The organism is Streptomyces mesophilus, from assembly GCF_011044995.1.
Classification (GTDB): Bacteria; Actinomycetota; Actinomycetes; order Streptomycetales; family Streptomycetaceae; genus Streptomyces; species Streptomyces mesophilus.
Genome location: NZ_JAAKZW010000196.1, coordinates 1 through 15,636, shown reverse-complemented (window position 1 = coordinate 15,636; position 15,636 = coordinate 1). Strand labels below are relative to the sequence as shown.

13 protein-coding genes are annotated in these 15,636 nt (G+C 70.8%); 7 read left to right on the top strand and 6 right to left on the bottom strand.

All coding sequences use genetic code 11. From position 1 onward, the window contains the following. Positions 1-1,547 (bottom strand): PE-PGRS family protein (locus G6045_RS40970; RefSeq protein WP_206344431.1); only part of this gene is annotated, 1,547 nt, incomplete at its 3' end. A gap of 243 nt (positions 1,548-1,790) precedes the next feature. Between G6045_RS40970 and G6045_RS31585 the strand changes: the two genes are divergently transcribed. The 3 genes from G6045_RS31585 (at position 1,791) to G6045_RS31575 (ending at position 4,139) form a co-directional block, all read left to right on the top strand. Continuing rightward, the gene (locus tag G6045_RS31585) at positions 1,791-2,642 is read left to right on the top strand and encodes a S1 family peptidase (protein ID WP_328707971.1); all 852 of its coding nucleotides are present in this window, start codon (positions 1,791-1,793) and stop codon (positions 2,640-2,642) included. A 241-nt stretch (positions 2,643-2,883) separates the two neighbouring features. Next, entirely contained in the window at positions 2,884-3,585 is a 702-nt protein-coding gene (locus G6045_RS31580; protein ID WP_235968434.1) for a helix-turn-helix transcriptional regulator, read from the top strand. A gap of 47 nt (positions 3,586-3,632) precedes the next feature. After that, a complete protein-coding gene (locus G6045_RS31575) occupies positions 3,633-4,139 on the top strand; it encodes a DUF3291 domain-containing protein (RefSeq protein WP_165335590.1) in 507 nt (168 codons plus the stop codon). A gap of 36 nt (positions 4,140-4,175) precedes the next feature. On the opposite strand, the gene G6045_RS31570 is transcribed toward G6045_RS31575, so the two are convergent. Next, the gene (locus G6045_RS31570) at positions 4,176-5,342 is read right to left on the bottom strand and encodes a lactate 2-monooxygenase (protein ID WP_165335589.1); all 1,167 of its coding nucleotides are present in this window, start codon (positions 5,340-5,342) and stop codon (positions 4,176-4,178) included. Positions 5,343-5,592: 250 nt separating this feature from the next. Here G6045_RS31570 and G6045_RS31565 point away from each other — a divergent pair, with 250 nt between their 5' ends. After that, a complete protein-coding gene (locus G6045_RS31565; protein WP_165335588.1) occupies positions 5,593-6,600 on the top strand; it encodes an SIS domain-containing protein in 1,008 nt (335 codons plus the stop codon). On the opposite strand, the gene G6045_RS31560 is transcribed toward G6045_RS31565, so the two are convergent. The 3 genes from G6045_RS31560 to katG form a co-directional block, all read right to left on the bottom strand. Further along, complete coding sequence (locus tag G6045_RS31560; RefSeq protein WP_165335587.1) at positions 6,573-7,517, bottom strand: SMI1/KNR4 family protein; 945 nt, start codon at positions 7,515-7,517, stop codon at positions 6,573-6,575. The genes G6045_RS31565 and G6045_RS31560 overlap by 28 nt on opposite strands. Before the next feature lie 80 nt (positions 7,518-7,597). Then, complete coding sequence (locus tag G6045_RS31555; RefSeq protein WP_165335586.1) at positions 7,598-9,868, bottom strand: ATP-binding protein; 2,271 nt, start codon at positions 9,866-9,868, stop codon at positions 7,598-7,600. Positions 9,869-10,163: 295 nt separating this feature from the next. Further along, complete coding sequence (katG, locus tag G6045_RS31550) at positions 10,164-12,356, bottom strand: catalase/peroxidase HPI (RefSeq protein ID WP_165335585.1); 2,193 nt, start codon at positions 12,354-12,356, stop codon at positions 10,164-10,166. 298 nt (positions 12,357-12,654) lie between these two features. Here katG and G6045_RS31545 point away from each other — a divergent pair, with 298 nt between their 5' ends. Further along, on the top strand, positions 12,655-13,068 hold the full coding sequence (locus G6045_RS31545) for a Fur family transcriptional regulator (RefSeq protein WP_165335584.1): 414 nt from the start codon (positions 12,655-12,657) through the stop codon (positions 13,066-13,068). A gap of 19 nt (positions 13,069-13,087) precedes the next feature. Here the strand turns inward: G6045_RS31545 and G6045_RS31540 are convergent, their stop codons facing one another. Then, entirely contained in the window at positions 13,088-14,104 is a 1,017-nt protein-coding gene (locus G6045_RS31540; RefSeq protein ID WP_328707970.1) for a lysylphosphatidylglycerol synthase transmembrane domain-containing protein, read from the bottom strand. A 299-nt stretch (positions 14,105-14,403) separates the two neighbouring features. On the opposite strand from G6045_RS31540, the gene G6045_RS31535 reads away from it, so the two are divergent. Both G6045_RS31535 and G6045_RS31530 read left to right on the top strand, forming a co-directional pair. Beyond that, on the top strand, positions 14,404-15,309 hold the full coding sequence (locus tag G6045_RS31535; RefSeq protein WP_165335582.1) for an ion transporter: 906 nt from the start codon (positions 14,404-14,406) through the stop codon (positions 15,307-15,309). 122 nt (positions 15,310-15,431) lie between these two features. Then, a partial coding sequence (locus G6045_RS31530; RefSeq protein WP_408056385.1) for a hypothetical protein occupies positions 15,432-15,636 on the top strand: 205 nt, incomplete at its 3' end.

Genomic DNA, 15,636 nt, shown 5'->3' with positions numbered 1-15,636 from the left:
GCGAGGAAGAGGTGGACGACGCGGTCCTCGTCGTGGGCGAGGCGGTCGACGACGTCCCGTGGGAGATGGCGGGCGCGGGCGACGGAGCGGCGGATCAAGGGGTGGGAGGAGGCGGCGAGGCGGCGCATGGCTTCGGGGTCGTTGTGCAGGGCCTGCACCCAGGGGAGGGTGCTGGAGCGGCTTGACAGGTCGAAGTCGTAGGAAATGGCGGCCCGTTGGGCCTCGGTGAGGTCCGGGCGGAGTGCGAGGGTGTCCCGGACGGAGGGGTCGGGGTCCTCGGCCATGACGGCGATCAGGGCCCGGGGCAGGTGGGGGTTGTCGGCGAGCGCGCGGCGCAGCGTGACGTCCGGGTGCCGGGACAGATGGTGGGCCAGTCCCGGTTCGAGGACGGAGCTGGTGACGATGCGGGTGGCGTCGCCGAGGTCGCCGCTCTCGAAGACGGCGCGCGAGACCGGGTGTTCGCGATGGTGCAGCCGACGGGCGACGGCGCGGACGCCGGAGTCGGGGTCGGCGAGGAGCGCGCGGCGCTCGCCGGCGTCGAGGTCCGGCCAGGCGGCGGCGCAGGCGGACTTCCGGACCTGGGGCTCGGGGTCGGTGAGGAGGGTGCGGGCCACGGCGGGCGGCAGGTCGGTCAGTGAGGCGGCCTCGGCACGGATACGCGGGACGGGGTCGGCGGCGAGACGCTCGTAGGCGGCGGAGGTGAACGTCGCGCGGTAGTCGACGGCGATGCTGACCAGGACCCAGCGCTGACGGTCGTTCTCTTCGGCGAGGACGAGGCGGCTCCACTGGTCCCGCGTCAGCTGGTTGGAACCGGTGTCGACCAGTGCGCCACGCACCTTCCAGTCCGGGTGGTCGATCAGTTGGTCGATCAGGCCGGCGGGCAGTTGGCGGCCGTAGTACCTCCCGGTGCGTACCACGAGGTCGGGCCGGAGGTCGTCGGGCAGAGAGGGGTTGACGAGGAGGCCGGTCGCCCACAACTCCCGTGTCCGCGGGGGAATCCGGAGCCTGCTGAACAGCCCCTCCCAGGCGGCTTCCCGCTCCTCCTCGCTCTCTTCCCGCGCCAGTCTCAGAGCCCGTTGCTCCTGATGCGCCGGGACGTCGGCGACCACGATCAGCCAGATCCCGTACTCCTCGGTGGTGACGCCGATCAGTGTCCTCCCGTCCGGGGAGAGCGTCATGAACTCCGGGCAGCGGGGCTGATTCCGCAGGACCTCCGCGAGCCGCCACTCCTTTCCGAGCCGGACCCGGAACCAGCCGCCGTGTCCCAGCGTGACCAGGAAGCCCCCGTCCTTGCCGAACAGCCCGTGCGCGGTGGCCAGTCGGAACCATTCCGCGTCGGTGTCGGCGAACGGGTCGGCGGCGTTCAGGGACACCTCGGAGGTCGGTACGGCGCTTCCTGCCGCGATAGGCCGCAGCGCGGCATAGGTGGGGAGGACGTTGAAGCCGGCGCCCCAGCCGCCCGCGTACTCCAGTCCCGCCTCGGCGAGAATCGCGTCGGCCCTTTCCCTCGGCGTGATGGAGCGGCCGGCGTCCCGAGAGGCGTTCATGACGTCGATTCTGGGAGCGTGAGAGTGCCCTGAACAAGCTTGCTGGGCTGTGCTGTTCGTCCTAGGTGAGGACACCCTTGACCTGCCATGATGGGTGTGCCATCACCTCTGGGGACCGTTGTTCGTCGGGTGAGGTGGTCTTGTACGGCCTTCGCTTCCTCCGCATACTCGCCGCAGCACTGCGCATTGTCAGGAGCACGCCAGCAACCCCGCCGGCTGTGCCCACCGCGAGGAGGAACCTTCGTGAGACTCAAGCGCACCACCGTCGCCGCCGTCGCCGCCGGGCTGCTCGGCGTCACCGCGCTCGCCCTGCCGCAGGCACAGGCCGCCACACCCCGGTCGTACGGCGCGGCCGAGCTGGCCAAGGTCGACCAGGCCGTCCTCAAGGCGGATGTGGGCGGCACCGCCTGGTACGTGGACCGGGCGAGTGGCGAGGTCGTCGTCACCGCCGACAGCACCGTGTCCGAATCCTCCCTCGCGAAGATCCGCAAAGCGGCGGGCGCGGACGCGGGAGCGCTGCGCATCGAGCGCACCACGGGCAAGTTCACCCAGCTGCTCGGCCCCGGCGACGCCATCTACGGGAGCGGTTACCGCTGTTCGCTCGGCTTCAACGTCGCCCAGGGCGGCACGTACTACTTCCTCACCGCCGGGCACTGCGGCAACGTCGTCAAGACCTGGTACGCCAACTCCGCCCAGTCCACGCTGATCGGACCCACCGTCGGCTCCAGCTTCCCGAACAACGACTACGCCCTGGTGCGCTACGACAACGCGTCGCTGAGCCACCCCGGTGGCTACACGGCGGCCGACGCGTATGTGGGCGAGCCGGTCAAGCGCAGCGGCTCCACGACCGGGACCAGGAGCGGCACCGTCACCGGACTCAACGCCACCGTGCACTACAGCGGCGGCGGTACGGTCCGCGGCATGATCCAGACCAATGTCTGTGCCGAGCCCGGTGACTCCGGCGGTGCGCTGTACGACGGCACCAAGGCGCTGGGCATCACCTCGGGCGGCAGCGGCAACTGCACCGTGGGCGGGACGACGTTCTACCAGCCGGTGCCGGAGGCGCTGGCCAAGTACAAGGTGTCGCTCCTGTGAGACGGCTGATCGGCGTCGGCTGACCCGTGTCGGCTGATCCGTTGGGTGAGGCGCGCGGCCGGGGCGGTGGAGCCCCGGCCGTGTTCTCCCGTCCGGGGCGGTGGGGCCCCGGCCGTCGTCACCCGTCCGAGCCGGTGCAGCCCCGGCCGTCGTCACCCGTCCGTATCGCTGCGGCTGGAGCCGGACGAGAGCGGACGTCCAGGGCTCCATTGCGTACGTGCGTTGGTTCTAGACTCGTCGGATGAGTCCGATGACTGATGGCGGGGCCGGGTACGGCGATCTGGACGTGCTCGCCGTACTGAACGATCCGGTGCGGCGGCAGCTGTACCGGCATGTGGCCGCGGCGCCCGGTGACGTCGGACGGGATGCCGCCGCCGAGGCGGTCGGGGTGTCCCGTTCGCTGGCCGCGCATCATCTGGACAAGCTGGTGGAGGCGGGGCTGCTCGCCGTGGACTACCGGCGGCTGAGCGGGAAGTCCGGGCCCGGGGCGGGGCGGCCCGCGAAGGTGTACCGGCGTGCGGCCGGGGAGTATGCCGTGTCGGTGCCGCCGCGCTCGTACGGGGATGTGAGCCGGGTGCTCGCGGATGTGGTGGAACGGGCCGGGCTCGACCGGGAGTTGCAGGCGGCGGCGCGGGGCGCGGGGGAGGCGGCGCAGGGGGACCCGGAGGCGGTGCTTGCGGCGCGCGGGTATCAGCCGTTCTGGGACGGCGGGGTGCTGCGGCTGCGGAACTGCCCCTTCCGCGCGCTGTCCGACGAGTTTCCCGCGCTGATCTGCGGCATGAATCTGGCGCTCGTGGAGGGGCTTGCGGCGGGGGCGGAGTGGTCGGTGGAGATGGATCCGTGCGGGGGCGGATGCTGTGTGTCGCTTCAGCGGGACGGCGGAGACGGTGAAAGCGGCGAGGGCGGCGAGAGCGGCGAGGGCGGCGAGGGCGGCCAGGTCTAAAAACAATATTCATTGACGTTAGAAGTCGGTCCGGGCATGCTGAGCCCATGACCGATTCCTCGACGCATTCCTCGTCTTCGCATGGATTCCAGCTCGCGCAGGTCAACATCGGACGGTTTGTCGCACCGGCCGACAGTCCCGAAATCGCGGGGTTCGTCAGCAAGTTGGAGGAGATCAACGCGCTCGCCGACCGCTCGCCCGGCTTCGTCTGGCGGCTGGTCGACGGGAGCGGGATGGACGCGATGGGGCTCCGGCCCGACAGCGGCGACGACCGGCTCCAGATCAACTGCTCGGTCTGGGAAACGATCGAGGCGCTGAAGGACTACGTGTACCGCTCGGTGCATCTGGGCATGCTGGCCCGCCGCCGGGAGTGGTTCGAGCGCCTGGGCGAGGCGCACCAGGCGATGTGGTGGGTGCCCGCCGGGCACCGGCCGACGGTGGCGGAGGCGATGGCGAAGGTGGCGTGGATCCGCGAACACGGGTCGAGCCCGCAGGCGTTCGACTTCCGCGACCCCTACCCGGCGCCGACGGCGGTCACGGGTCTGGCGGGGTGAGGCGTTCGCCCGGCGGGGCACCCTGGCAAGGGGCCGTCAGTGGTGCTCGATCAGGTCCGAAGGGCTCAGTGACGCCGGGCTCGCGTGGCCCGACAGGGCCAGGGTGAGGTCGAGTTCGGCGAGGAGGCAGCGGATGACGTGCTCGACGCCCGCCTGCCCGTCCAGGCCGAGTCCGTACGCGTACGGGCGGCCGATCAGGACCGAACGGGCGCCGAGGGCAAGGGCCTTGGCGATGTCGTCGCCGCTGCGGATGCCGCTGTCGAAGAGCACGGTCAGACGGTCGCCGACCGCCTCGGCCACCCCCGGCAGCGCGTCGGCGGCGCCGATGGAGCCGGCGACCTGGCGGCCGCCGTGGTTGGAGACGATCACGCCGTCCATGCCCGACTCGGCGGCCTGCTGGGCGTCATCGGGGTGCAGGATGCCCTTGAGGACGATCGGGCCGTCCCAGTGCTCCCGCAGGAAGGCCAGGTCGGGCCAGGTCTTCGCGGGGTCCGAGAACATGCCGACGAACCGCATCACGGCCGCGTTCGGGTCCTCGTTCACGGGCTTGGCCAGGCCCGCCTGGAACGCCGGGTCGGTGAAGTAGTTGGCGGTGCCGACCCCGTGCAGGAAGGGGAGATACGCCTCGTCGAGATCGCGTGGACGCCAGGCCAGCATGGGGGTGTCGAGGGTGACGACGAGCACCGAGAAGCCGGACGCCTTCGCCCGGTCGAGGAAACTGCGGGCCACCTCGGGGTCCTTGGGCCAGTACAGCTGGAACCAGCGCTCGGCATCCCCCATCGCGGACGCGACCTCCTCCATGGGGGTGCTCGATGCCGACGACAGGATGTAGGGGACGCCCTGCGCGGCGGCCGCGCGGGCGGCGGCCTTCTCGCCCTCCGGATGCATGATCGAAAGCACGCCGACGGGTGCCAGGGCGAGCGGCGCGGGCAGAGTGCGCCCCAACACCTCGACGGACAGGTCCCGTTCGCTGACGTCACGGAGCATCCGCGGCACGATCCGCCGGCGGTCGAGGGCCTCCCGGTTGGCGGCCGCGGTCGTGCCGCTGCCCGCGCTGCCGGCCACGTATCCGACGGCGCGGGGCGGGAGTCGGTGTTCCGCCAGCTCTTCGAGGCGGGTCAGGTCGGTGGGCAGTCGGGGCGTGGCCCCTGTCATCCCGTTGAGATAGATCTCGTACTGAAAGTCGGCCCATCGCTGTCCCATGGCGGTCCCCTCCGAAGGCGGTGCGGGCGGTTCTGCTGCGGGGTCGAGTCTGCCCGCGTCGGGCGGTGCTGGGGAGAGGGGAGGGCGGGCCGAAGATGATCAGCTGGATTCGCGTACGAGGCCGTCGTACGCAACGGATTCCGTAGGTCATGCGCCTCTTGACGACGGAATCGGTGATCATAAAACTGGCTTCCGAGCGGCACCGAACCGACCATGCAGCGCCGAACCGACCCCTTCCGAGGAGCTCCCCATGACGGCCACCGCCTTGCAGCGCATGATCCTCAGCCAGCCCGAGGCGCTGGAGCGGATGGCCGGCCTGGATGTCGCGGCCGCCGCGGAGCACCTTGCCGGTGCACGGCGGGTGTTGGTCGTCGGGACCGGGACCAGCCAGCACGCCGCCGAACTCGGAGCGATGCTGCTCGAAGGCGCCGGGTGCGACGCGCGCTGGCTTTCGGGTGCGCAGGCCGCGCGCTGGGCGGGGCGGCCGCGCGAGGGGGACGCCCTGGTCGTGATCACGCATACGGCGCAGACGGCCTTCGCCCAGCGTGTACGGGGCGCCGCCCTGGATGCGGGTGTTCCGCTCGTGTCGATCACCGGGCAGGGGCGCGGCTGGCCGGAGGCGCTGGAGACGGTCGGGCCCGAGGAGTCGGAGACGTACAGCGTCAGTTACACCGCGACCCTGGCCGTACTCGCCCGTCTCGCCCATGAGTTGGGCGGACCGGAGGGGTCGCCTGAACAGCTGGAGCGCACCGCCGCTGCCGTACGCGAGGTCATCGCGGACCCGCGGCTGGACGCCGTGGCCGTCCCGGCCCGGAGCCTCGCGCTGATCGGATGCGGGCCCTGGGGCGTCACCGCACGCGAAGGGGCACTGAAGATCCGGGAAGGCGCGCGGATGCTCGCCGAGGGCTTCGAGGCGGACCGTCTTCTGCACGGTGCCGCTGTTCCCTACGGCCCGGCGGACGGGCTCGTCGTTCTCGAACCCGGCGCCGATGCCGACAAGTTGACCCCTGCGCTCGCCGAGGCTGCGGCGCGGGAGGGCATGACGGTCGCCACCCTGGAGGCGCCCCCGGGCCACGGCGACCTGCCGCCGGTCCTGGCGCAGATCCCGCTCACCGTACGACTGCAACTGCTCGCCGACCGCTTCGCGCGGCTGCGGCGGCAGGATCCGGATACGGCGATCGTGGGGGCTTGGGCGGAGGCGGAGCTGTGGGACTTGGGCAAGCCCGCGGGTCAGGCCGAGGGCCCGGAGAACCAGTGACGGTCGAAGTGGCGGGCCAGGGAGTAGGGGGCGCGAGGGTCGGTCATCAGGCGGTGGAGGCATTCGGAGGCTGAGGCGCCCATGGGATGCGAGGTGTCGAGGTCCTCGCTCAGGGCGAGGACCGGCCAGCGCTCGGGGTCGGGGCCGGTCAAGTGCCAGCAGAACACCGCGTGTTCGCAGGAAGCCCAGCAGAGAAGGATCTTGCCCGGCGTGCGTGAGCACGCCGCGCGGGCCTCGTCGAGGGTGTCGTGCCACTCGATGTTCAGTCCCCAGCTGTGCGCCTTTGGCTCGTGCAGGGTGCGGAAGTCACCCAGGGGCGACCAGGGGACCACCTGGTGCGGCTGGTCCAGAGAGATCCAGTCGTCGAACACCCCCGCGCCGAAGACTTCGACGAGCTGCTTGTAGTCGGCGGGCAGCGAGGTCCCGAGGCGGGCTTCCACCTCCGCCCAGTCCACCGGGTTGGTGCGGTCCATCGTCCACCCGGCCAGCTCCACCACGCGCTCCGCATACGAAGCTCCGGGCGGTGTCGGGTCGTAGGGCTCCGTCGGGAGCACGCGCTCGGCGACCGCCACGAAGACGCGGCCGCCCTCCGTCCCCGCGCCGATCCACTTGTGGCTGAAGGACCAGGCACGCAGCGCCTCCGCCTCCAGGCCGTCCAGCAGATCGAGCAGCGGCGCCCCCGTCCGGTCGTTCACCGTCGGATCCGCCTCCCCGTCCAGGTAGAGCGTGCGCGGCCGGCCGTAGTGCTCGCTCAGGGCGTCCACCAGGTCGGTCAGTTCGAGGTCCGGGTCACCGAGCAGCACCGGGGCGGGCGGCGTGCCCTTCGCCACGTACTGGAGCAGGTCGTCGAGCGAGTGGTGCATGGCGGGTGGTGCCTCCGGGCGGGAGCGGTGGGCCCCGCGTGGGGGAACGGACATCTGCTTCAGCGCACTTGGCGCCATGGATGTCACTCCCGCCCCGCCGTCGGCCCGAAGAATCCCGAAAAGACGGGGCCCGCTCAGGGTGCGCTGTCGAGCTTGTCGGCGATGTCCTGGCGGGAGCCGACGCCCAGCTTCGCCAGGATGTGCTCCACGTGCACATCGATGGTGCGCTTGGACAGGACCAGGTGTTCGGCGATCTCGCGGTTGCTGAGACCTTGGGCCACCAGCCGGGCGACTTCGCGCTCCCGTGGGGTGAGGGGCTTGGGCTGCTTGCCCGCGGGGAGTTCGGGGGCCAGGCCGCCGCCCGCGGTGGCCCGCTCGACGACCGCGGCGACGGGGTGGGTGGCGCCGTCCTGCCAGCGTGCCGCGAAGCGCTCCTTGCCCAGGGTCTCCCGGAGCTCGCGCTCGATGTCCAGATGCCGCTGCTCCATCACGGGGTTGCCGATCAGGCGTCCGCCCAGGCGCCGCCACTGGGTGTCGGCCGCGCCCATGAGCCAGGCGGCGTTGTCGAGGCGCTCGGTGCGGAACGCGATCCACGCCTGCAACTCCAAGTTGCAGGCGAAACCCAGGATGTCGCCCATGACGGTCTCGATGCGCAGGGCGGCGACGGACGAGGCCGTGCTGCCGGGATAGTCGGCGAGGTCGAAAAGGGACAGGGCCTGCACGTAGTAGAGGGCCGCATGGAGCCACCCCGGATCGATACCGTTCTCCGCCAGCTGCCGAAGGTTCGCCTCGCACATCGCCAGCGACCCGCGAGCATCCCCGCTGGCCACCTGGACGTACCCCTGCTGCACCTCAAGCGTCAGCGCCCCGCTCAGATTGCCGACGGCACGCAGGGCGGTGGCGCTGCGCTCCATCGCGGCGAAGGCCTCCTGGAACTTGCCGACGGCGAGCGCGGCCATGTGCATCACCTGGTAGGCCCGGCCCTTGAGCTCCGGCTCGCCGATCGCCGTCGCGATGGCCGACGCCTCCTCGGCCAGAGGATAGGTCGCGGGGTCGGCCTGCGCCGCTGCCAGATAGGCGTTCGTCGAGAGCACCCAGGCCCGCTCCGACGTGCCCGGCGCGAGATGGTCGGCGATCCGGTCGCACCAGTAGCGGCCTTCGGTGTTCTTGCCGGGGATGAGCCAGTACATCCACAGAGACCGGGCGAGCAGCGCTGCCTGTTGGTACCGGCCCGCGGTGAGCGCATTCTCCAGGGCCGCGCGCAGCTGGCCGTCCTGCTGGCGCAGCACGTTGTAGCGGGAGATCTGCCCGGTGGCGGCGAAGTCACGGTCGTAGATGCGGGCCAGCTCCGTGTAATAGACGCAGTGCGCCTGGCACAGGTCCTCCCGGCTGCCCGCGCTCTGCGCCAGCTCGATCCCGTACTCGCGGATCATGTCCAGCATCCGGTACCGCTCGCCGTCGCGGATGAGCACGCTCTTGTCCACGAGCCCCGCCAAGGACTCCACGAGTTCGGCCGGGTCAAGGACGCCGCCGGCGCAGACGTACTGGGCGGCGTCGAAGTCGAACGGTCCGGAGAACACCGAAAGCCGTTCCCACAGCACCTGTTCGGCCTCGGTGCACAGCCCGAAGCTCCAGTCGATGGCGGCCCGCAGCGTTTCGTGCCGTGGGGTGCCACCGCGCAGCCGGGCGAGCAGCGGCACCCCGTTCGCGAAGTGCTCGATCAGCACGGACAGCGGCAGCGCGCGCAGCCGCACGGCGGCGAGCTCGATGGCCAGCGGCATCCCGTCCAGGGAACGGCACAGCCTGATCGCCTGCTGCCGGGCCTCCTCGTCCATGGTCAGGCCGGGAACGGCTGCCTGGGCCCGGTGCACGAACAGCTCGAGGGCGTCACCGCCGTCCGCCCGTACGGGCAGCGGCTCGACGCTGAAGACATGCTCGCCGGACACGTTGAGGGACTGCCTGCTGGTGGCGAGGACCGTGACACCGCCCGCGTGCCGAAGCAGCGCCTGGGAAAGTTCGGCGCAGGCGTCGACGAGGTGCTCGCAGGTGTCGAGCACCAGGAGCGAGCGGCCCGACTGCAACCTGCGGACGACCGCCTCCAGGGCGGACACCGCCTCGCCCTGGGCCAGACCGAGCGCGGACGCCACGGTGTGCGGCAGCAGTTCGGGGTCGGTCAGGGCGGACAGCTCCACCCAGAACGCCTCCTGTCCGGAGGTGGCCGCGGACCGGCGGGCGGCCCGCAGCGCGAGCCGTGTCTTGCCGACCCCGCCGGGGCCGGTCACCGTCACGAGACGCGACTGGGTCAACGCGAGCTCCAGGGAGGCCAGTTCCCCGCCGCGGCCCACGAAGTCGGTCGCCTCCAGCGGCAGGCCCCCCATCGGGCCAACACCCTGCTCCTGTGTCACGGGACACCCTCCTGCCGGTTTCGGCGCGAGGGGTGCGTCGAATGAAGCTGTGCGCCGCAACTCCCCGCTGCCGTCACCAGTTTGGACCGCGGCCCGCCTCTTCCGCTCGGAAGCGGCGTACTTGGCCAAGACCCATGGGGCTCCTGTGCGACGACTTCCGAACTCCCGCGCGAAAGGCGTCGAACAGTGCCCCGCCCGCCGGGCCGGTCGCGAACACAACTGTGGCCCTGCCCCGGGGAGTTACCCCCGGGGCAGGGCCACAGCGCTCAGTCAGCGCACCTCAGCGGGCGAACGCTCAGGCGCGGACGTCGAACCGGTCCAAGTCCATGACCTTGGCCCACGCGGCGACGAAGTCCGTCACGAACTTCTGCTTCGCGTCGTCGCTCGCGTACACCTCGGCGAGGGCACGGAGCTCGGAGTTGGAGCCGAAGGCCAGGTCGGCGCGGGTACCCGTCCACTTGACGGCACCCGAGGCGTCGCGGCCCTCGAACTCGTCCTGCGCGGCGGACGTGGACTTCCAGGTGATGTCCATGTCGAGCAGGTTGGCGAAGAAGTCGTTGCTCAGCGTGCCGACCTTGTCGGTGAACACACCGTGCTTCGACCCGCCCGTGTTCGCGCCGAGGACACGCAGGCCGCCGACGAGGACGGTCGTCTCCGGGGCGGACAGGTTCAGCAGGTTGGCGCGGTCGAGCAGCAGGAACTCGGCCGGCAGGCGGCTGCCCTTGCCGACGTAGTTGCGGAAACCGTCGTACTGCGGCTCCAGGGCGGCGAAGGACTCGACGTCCGTCTGCTCCTGGGAGGCGTCGACGCGGCCCGGCGTGAACGGGACCTCGACAAAGACGCCGGCGTCCTTGGCCGCCTGCTCGACGGCCGCGGTGCCCGCGAGGACGACCAGGTCGGCGATCGAGACCGGCTTGCCGAACGAGCCCTGGATGCCCTCGAGAACGCGGAGCACCTGGGCGAGGTCGTCCGGGTTGTTGACCTCCCAGCCGCGCTGCGGCTCGAGGCGGATACGGCCGCCGTTGGCGCCACCGCGCTTGTCGCTGCCGCGGAAGGACGCGGCGGCGGCCCAGGCGGCGGAGACCAGCTGCGGGACGGTCAGGTCCGAGGCGAGGATCTGCTCCTTGAGGGCGGCGATGTCCGCGGCCTCGAGGGCCGGGCCCTGCTGCGCCGGCAGCGGGTCCTGCCAGATGAGCTCCTCGGCGGGGACCTCCGGGCCGAGGTAGCGGACGACCGGACCCATGTCACGGTGCGTCAGCTTGTACCAGGCGCGGGCGAAGGCGTCCGCGAACTCCTCCGGGTTCTCGTAGAAGCGGCGCGAGATCTGCTCGTAGACCGGGTCGAAACGCAGCGACAGGTCGGTGGTGAGCATCTGCGGCTTGTGCTTCTTCGCCTCGTCGAAGGCGTCCGGGATGATCTCCGGAGCGTCCTTGGCGACCCACTGGTGGGCGCCGGCCGGGCTCTGCGTGAGCTCGTACTCGTACTCGAAGAGGTGCTTGAAGAAGTCGTGGCCCCACTTGGCGGGCGTGGTGGTCCAGGTGACCTCGAGGCCGGACGTGATCGCGTCCTTGCCCTTGCCGCTGGCGTGGGTCGAGGCCCAGCCGAGGCCCTGGGCCTCGATCGGCGCGCCCTCGGGGTCGGCGCCGACCAGGTTGGCGTCGCCGGCACCGTGGGTCTTGCCGAAGGTGTGGCCACCGGCGATGAGGGCGACGGTCTCCTCGTCGTTCATCGCCATCCGGCGGAAGGTCTCACGGATGTCGCGGGCCGCGGCGACCGGGTCCGGGTTGCCGTTGGGGCCCTCGGGGTTGACGTAGATGAGGCCCATCTGCACGGCGCCGAGCGGGTTCTCCAGCTCGCGGTCGCCGGTGTAGCGCTCGTCGTCCAGCCAGACCTTCTCGGGACCCCAGTAGACGTCCTCTTCGGACTCCCAGACGTCCTCACGGCCGCCGGCGAAGCCGAAGGTCTTGAAGCCCATGGTCTCCAGGGCGACGTTACCGGTGAGGATCATGAGGTCGGCCCAGGAGATCGACTGGCCGTACTTCTTCTTCACGGGCCAAAGCAGACGGCGGGCCTTGTCCAGGTTGCCGTTGTCCGGCCAGGAGTTGAGCGGCGCGAAGCGCTGCTGGCCGGCGCCGGCGCCACCGCGGCCGTCGCTGATGCGGTACGTGCCGGCGGAGTGCCAGGCCATACGGATCATCAGCGGGCCGTAGTTGCCGAAGTCGGCCGGCCACCAGTCCTGCGAGGTGGTGAGCACCTCCGCGATGTCCCGCTTGACGGCCGCGAGGTCGAGGTTGTTGAAGGCCTCGGCATAGTCGAAGTCCTCACCGAGCGGGTTCGCCACGGCGGGGTTCTTCGCGAGGATCTTCAGGTTCAGCCGCTCCGGCCACCACTGCTGGTTGCCGCCACCCTGGGTGGGGTGGAGTGCGCGCTCACCGTGCGCTACGGGGCAGCCCCCGGTGGGCGCAACGACTTCGTTGTTCTCGGACATGGAAATCCCTCCGGACGGGGCGGATCGCGGTGCTCACGTACTGCATGAAGAGCGGAGCTCTCGGTACTGCGTAAGAACTGTCCAAGCGGAACAGGGGGCGGACGGCGGCGCCACGCTGGTGGCCTCCGTACTCTCCGCCGAACTGGAACCTTCCAGGTCCCTTGGCTCTCATCGAGCCTGATCCTACAATGGACAGAGTCCAAGTCAAGAAACACGCTAAAGCTTGCACCCGTGAATGTCCTGCCGGCCTGGCCGCACCGACTGTGGCCGCACCGACTGAGAAGAATGGTGATCCGAGATGAGCGACCTCCTGGAGCGACTGCGCGGCCGCGGCTGGCGGATGACCTCGCAGCGCCGTGTCGTGGCGGAGGTGCTCGACGGTGAGCATGTGCATCTGACCGCGGACGAGGTGCACGTACGCGCGTCCGCGAAGCTGCCGGAGATCTCGCGCGCGACCGTCTACAACACGCTCGGCGAACTGGTCTCGCTCGGCGAGGTCCTCGAAGTCGCCACCGACGGCCGCGCCAAGCGCTACGACCCCAACGCGCATCAGCCCCACCAGCACCTGGTGTGCTCGGGCTGCGGCGCGATCCGGGACGTACGCCCGCAGGGCAACCCGCTCTCGGACCTGCCGGCCGAGGAGCGCTACGGCTTCACCGTCGAGGCCGTGGAGGTCACCTATCGCGGGGTCTGCCCGTCCTGCTCGGGCTGAGCAGGGGCAGGCCCGACGACTACAGCACCTTTTTCCGTACGAGCACGGAGAGCGCCAGCGCCCCCGGCAGCAGTGGCAGCCAGCCGCTGATCACCCGGTAGCCGATCACGGTCGCGGTGGCCAGGGCCATCGGCGTACCGAAGACGACCAGCGTGAACACCATCGCGGCGTCCACCGGCCCGATCCCGCCGGGCGCCGGCACCGCACCCACCATCGCGCTCGCCGCGAGGTGGGCGAAGATCACGTGGGTCCAGGGCAGCGGTACGCCCAGTGACGCGGCGACCGCGGCGAGCGTCGCCGCCTGGAACAGTGGCAGCGCGGCCGCGCCGCCCCAGAGCGCAAGCACCCGGCTCGGCCTGCTGTGCAGCAGCCGCGCGTCGGTGAGTGCCGTGCCCAGGAAGGTGATCAGCGGGCGGCGCAGGGGCCGGACGACCTTGAACACCACCGCTGCCGCCACGAGCGCCCCGGTCACGCACCCGGCGACGATGAGGAAGGTCTCACCGTCCGGCAGCAGCTCGCCCACGGGCAGCGTGTCGGGGAAGGCGCCGAGGAACACGAGGATCAGGGCGAACTTCGCCACCGGCTTGACCAGCGAGTACAGCGCGAGCGAAGCGGTGGCCCTGGTCAGCGGGATCCCGCGGCCCTGAAGGAACCGCAGGGTGACCGCGTGCGCCCCGAGCCCGGCCGGCAGTACGTGATTGGCGGCGCCCGCCGCGAACTGCGAGGCGAGCAGCTGCCCCGGCGGCAGGCGCTCGGGGATCGCGCCCTGGCGGATGAACGAGGCGGCCACACTGCACAGGCCGGTGAAGACCACGGCGAGGAACAGCCACCCTGGATCGGCCGACGCGAGGCGGGCCGTGCCGTCACGTACGGAGGTCCAGTCGACCGCCGCCCAGATCCCGATGAACAGGACGGGCAGCACGCTGAGGATCAGGCGGACCTGGCGCCCGCCGAGGGAGCCGAGGGAGAGGCGCTTGAGGGGAGCCGGGGAGACGGACCCGGGCGTGGGCAGCTCTTCGAGCCGGAGCGGGGACACGGCGCACGTCATCCTTCCGCGTCGTGCCCGCCGCTGGGGGATCTCAGATGCGGGCCGGTTGGACACAGGGGGTGGAGTCGAGGAAAGGGTTCCCTTTTTGAGCCATTCCCATCCTTGATGACGAATCGGCATCCCGGAGTGAAATGCACAGTTCTGTACGTCACACCGTCAACTGTCGGATCCGGTGAGCAGGTTCATCCGTCACCCCTGTGGGTGACTGCGGCGCGGCAGAACCGGACGGACGACGTCGCTGGGCGATCTTCATTCCGTCACCCGTCTGTGTGCTGTGAAGGAGTGCGATGCCGGTCCATTCGGGATGGGGAGAGCCGTCCGCCCGCCGGCTCCTGGCCCACCGCTGCCGGGAGATCACCGAGGCCCGCTGGTTCGCGGTCGCCGTGATGAGCCTGATCCTGGTCAACGCGGTGCTGCTCGGCCTCGAGACCTACTCCGGCTTCGCCGCCGAATGGCACCAGGCGCTCCGCCTCGCCGAGCATCTCTGCCTGGCCGGTTTCACGGTGGAGATCCTGCTGCGGTTCGGCGCCCACGCGGACCGGCCGCGCGACTTCTTCCGCGACCCCTGGAACCTCTTCGATCTCGCCGTGGTCGCCTGTGCGTTCCTGCCGGTGGTGAGCGAGAACACCACCCTGCTGCGGCTGCTGCGCCTGGCCCGGGTGCTGCGCACCGCGCGTTTCCTGCCGCAGCTGCGGGTCCTGATGGTCGCGGTCGCCCGCAGTCTGCCCGGCACCCTCAGCTTCCTGCTCGTCGGGGCGCTGCTGCTCTATGTGTACGCGATGGTGGGCTGGCTCTTCTTCCACGAGTCCGACCCCGCGCACTTCGGCTCGCTCGGCCGCGCGCTGCTCACATTGCTCCTGCTGATGACGCTCGACGGGCTCGGGGACGCGGTGCACGGGGGGCTCGCGTACTCGCGGTGGACGCTGCTCTATTACGGGGCGTATGTCCTGATGGCTTCGTTCGTCCTGGTCAATGTGCTGATCGGTGTCGTCATCAACTCCCTCGAAGAAGCCAAGGAGCTGGAGCAGCAGGAGGAGCGGGAGCAGCAGGAGGGGCTGGAGCAGGGCGGACAGGCCGGTCACGAGCTCCCGGAGCTGCGGCAGCGCATCGTGGCCGCCCGCCAGGCCCTCGACGATCTGGAGCAGAGCCTGCCGGACCCGCAGGTGCAGCTCGCCGACGGCGGCCGGCGGTGAACACCGACCGCGTTCCTGGCCGGGTGCCGTGTCATCCGGCGCGGTTCATCGTTTGATTCGTTTGATCGTTTGTTTTTGACCGTTTGTTGTGGGATCCCGGCGGCGCGGAACGAGGACTGCGGATGGCTGTGCTGTGTCTGGTGGGTCTGGGCGCCTTCGTCGCGCTGACCCCCGTACAGGTCGCCGCGCAGGTCAGCGCCGATGCCGCGGGGGTGGTGCACGGGACGGTGTCGGGGGTGGTCGAGGTGTGCCCGGCCGAGCCCGCGCCGCCCTCTCCGTCGCCTCCGTCCCCGCCCTCCCCGCCGCCCGGGGCGCCCGCTCCCGAAC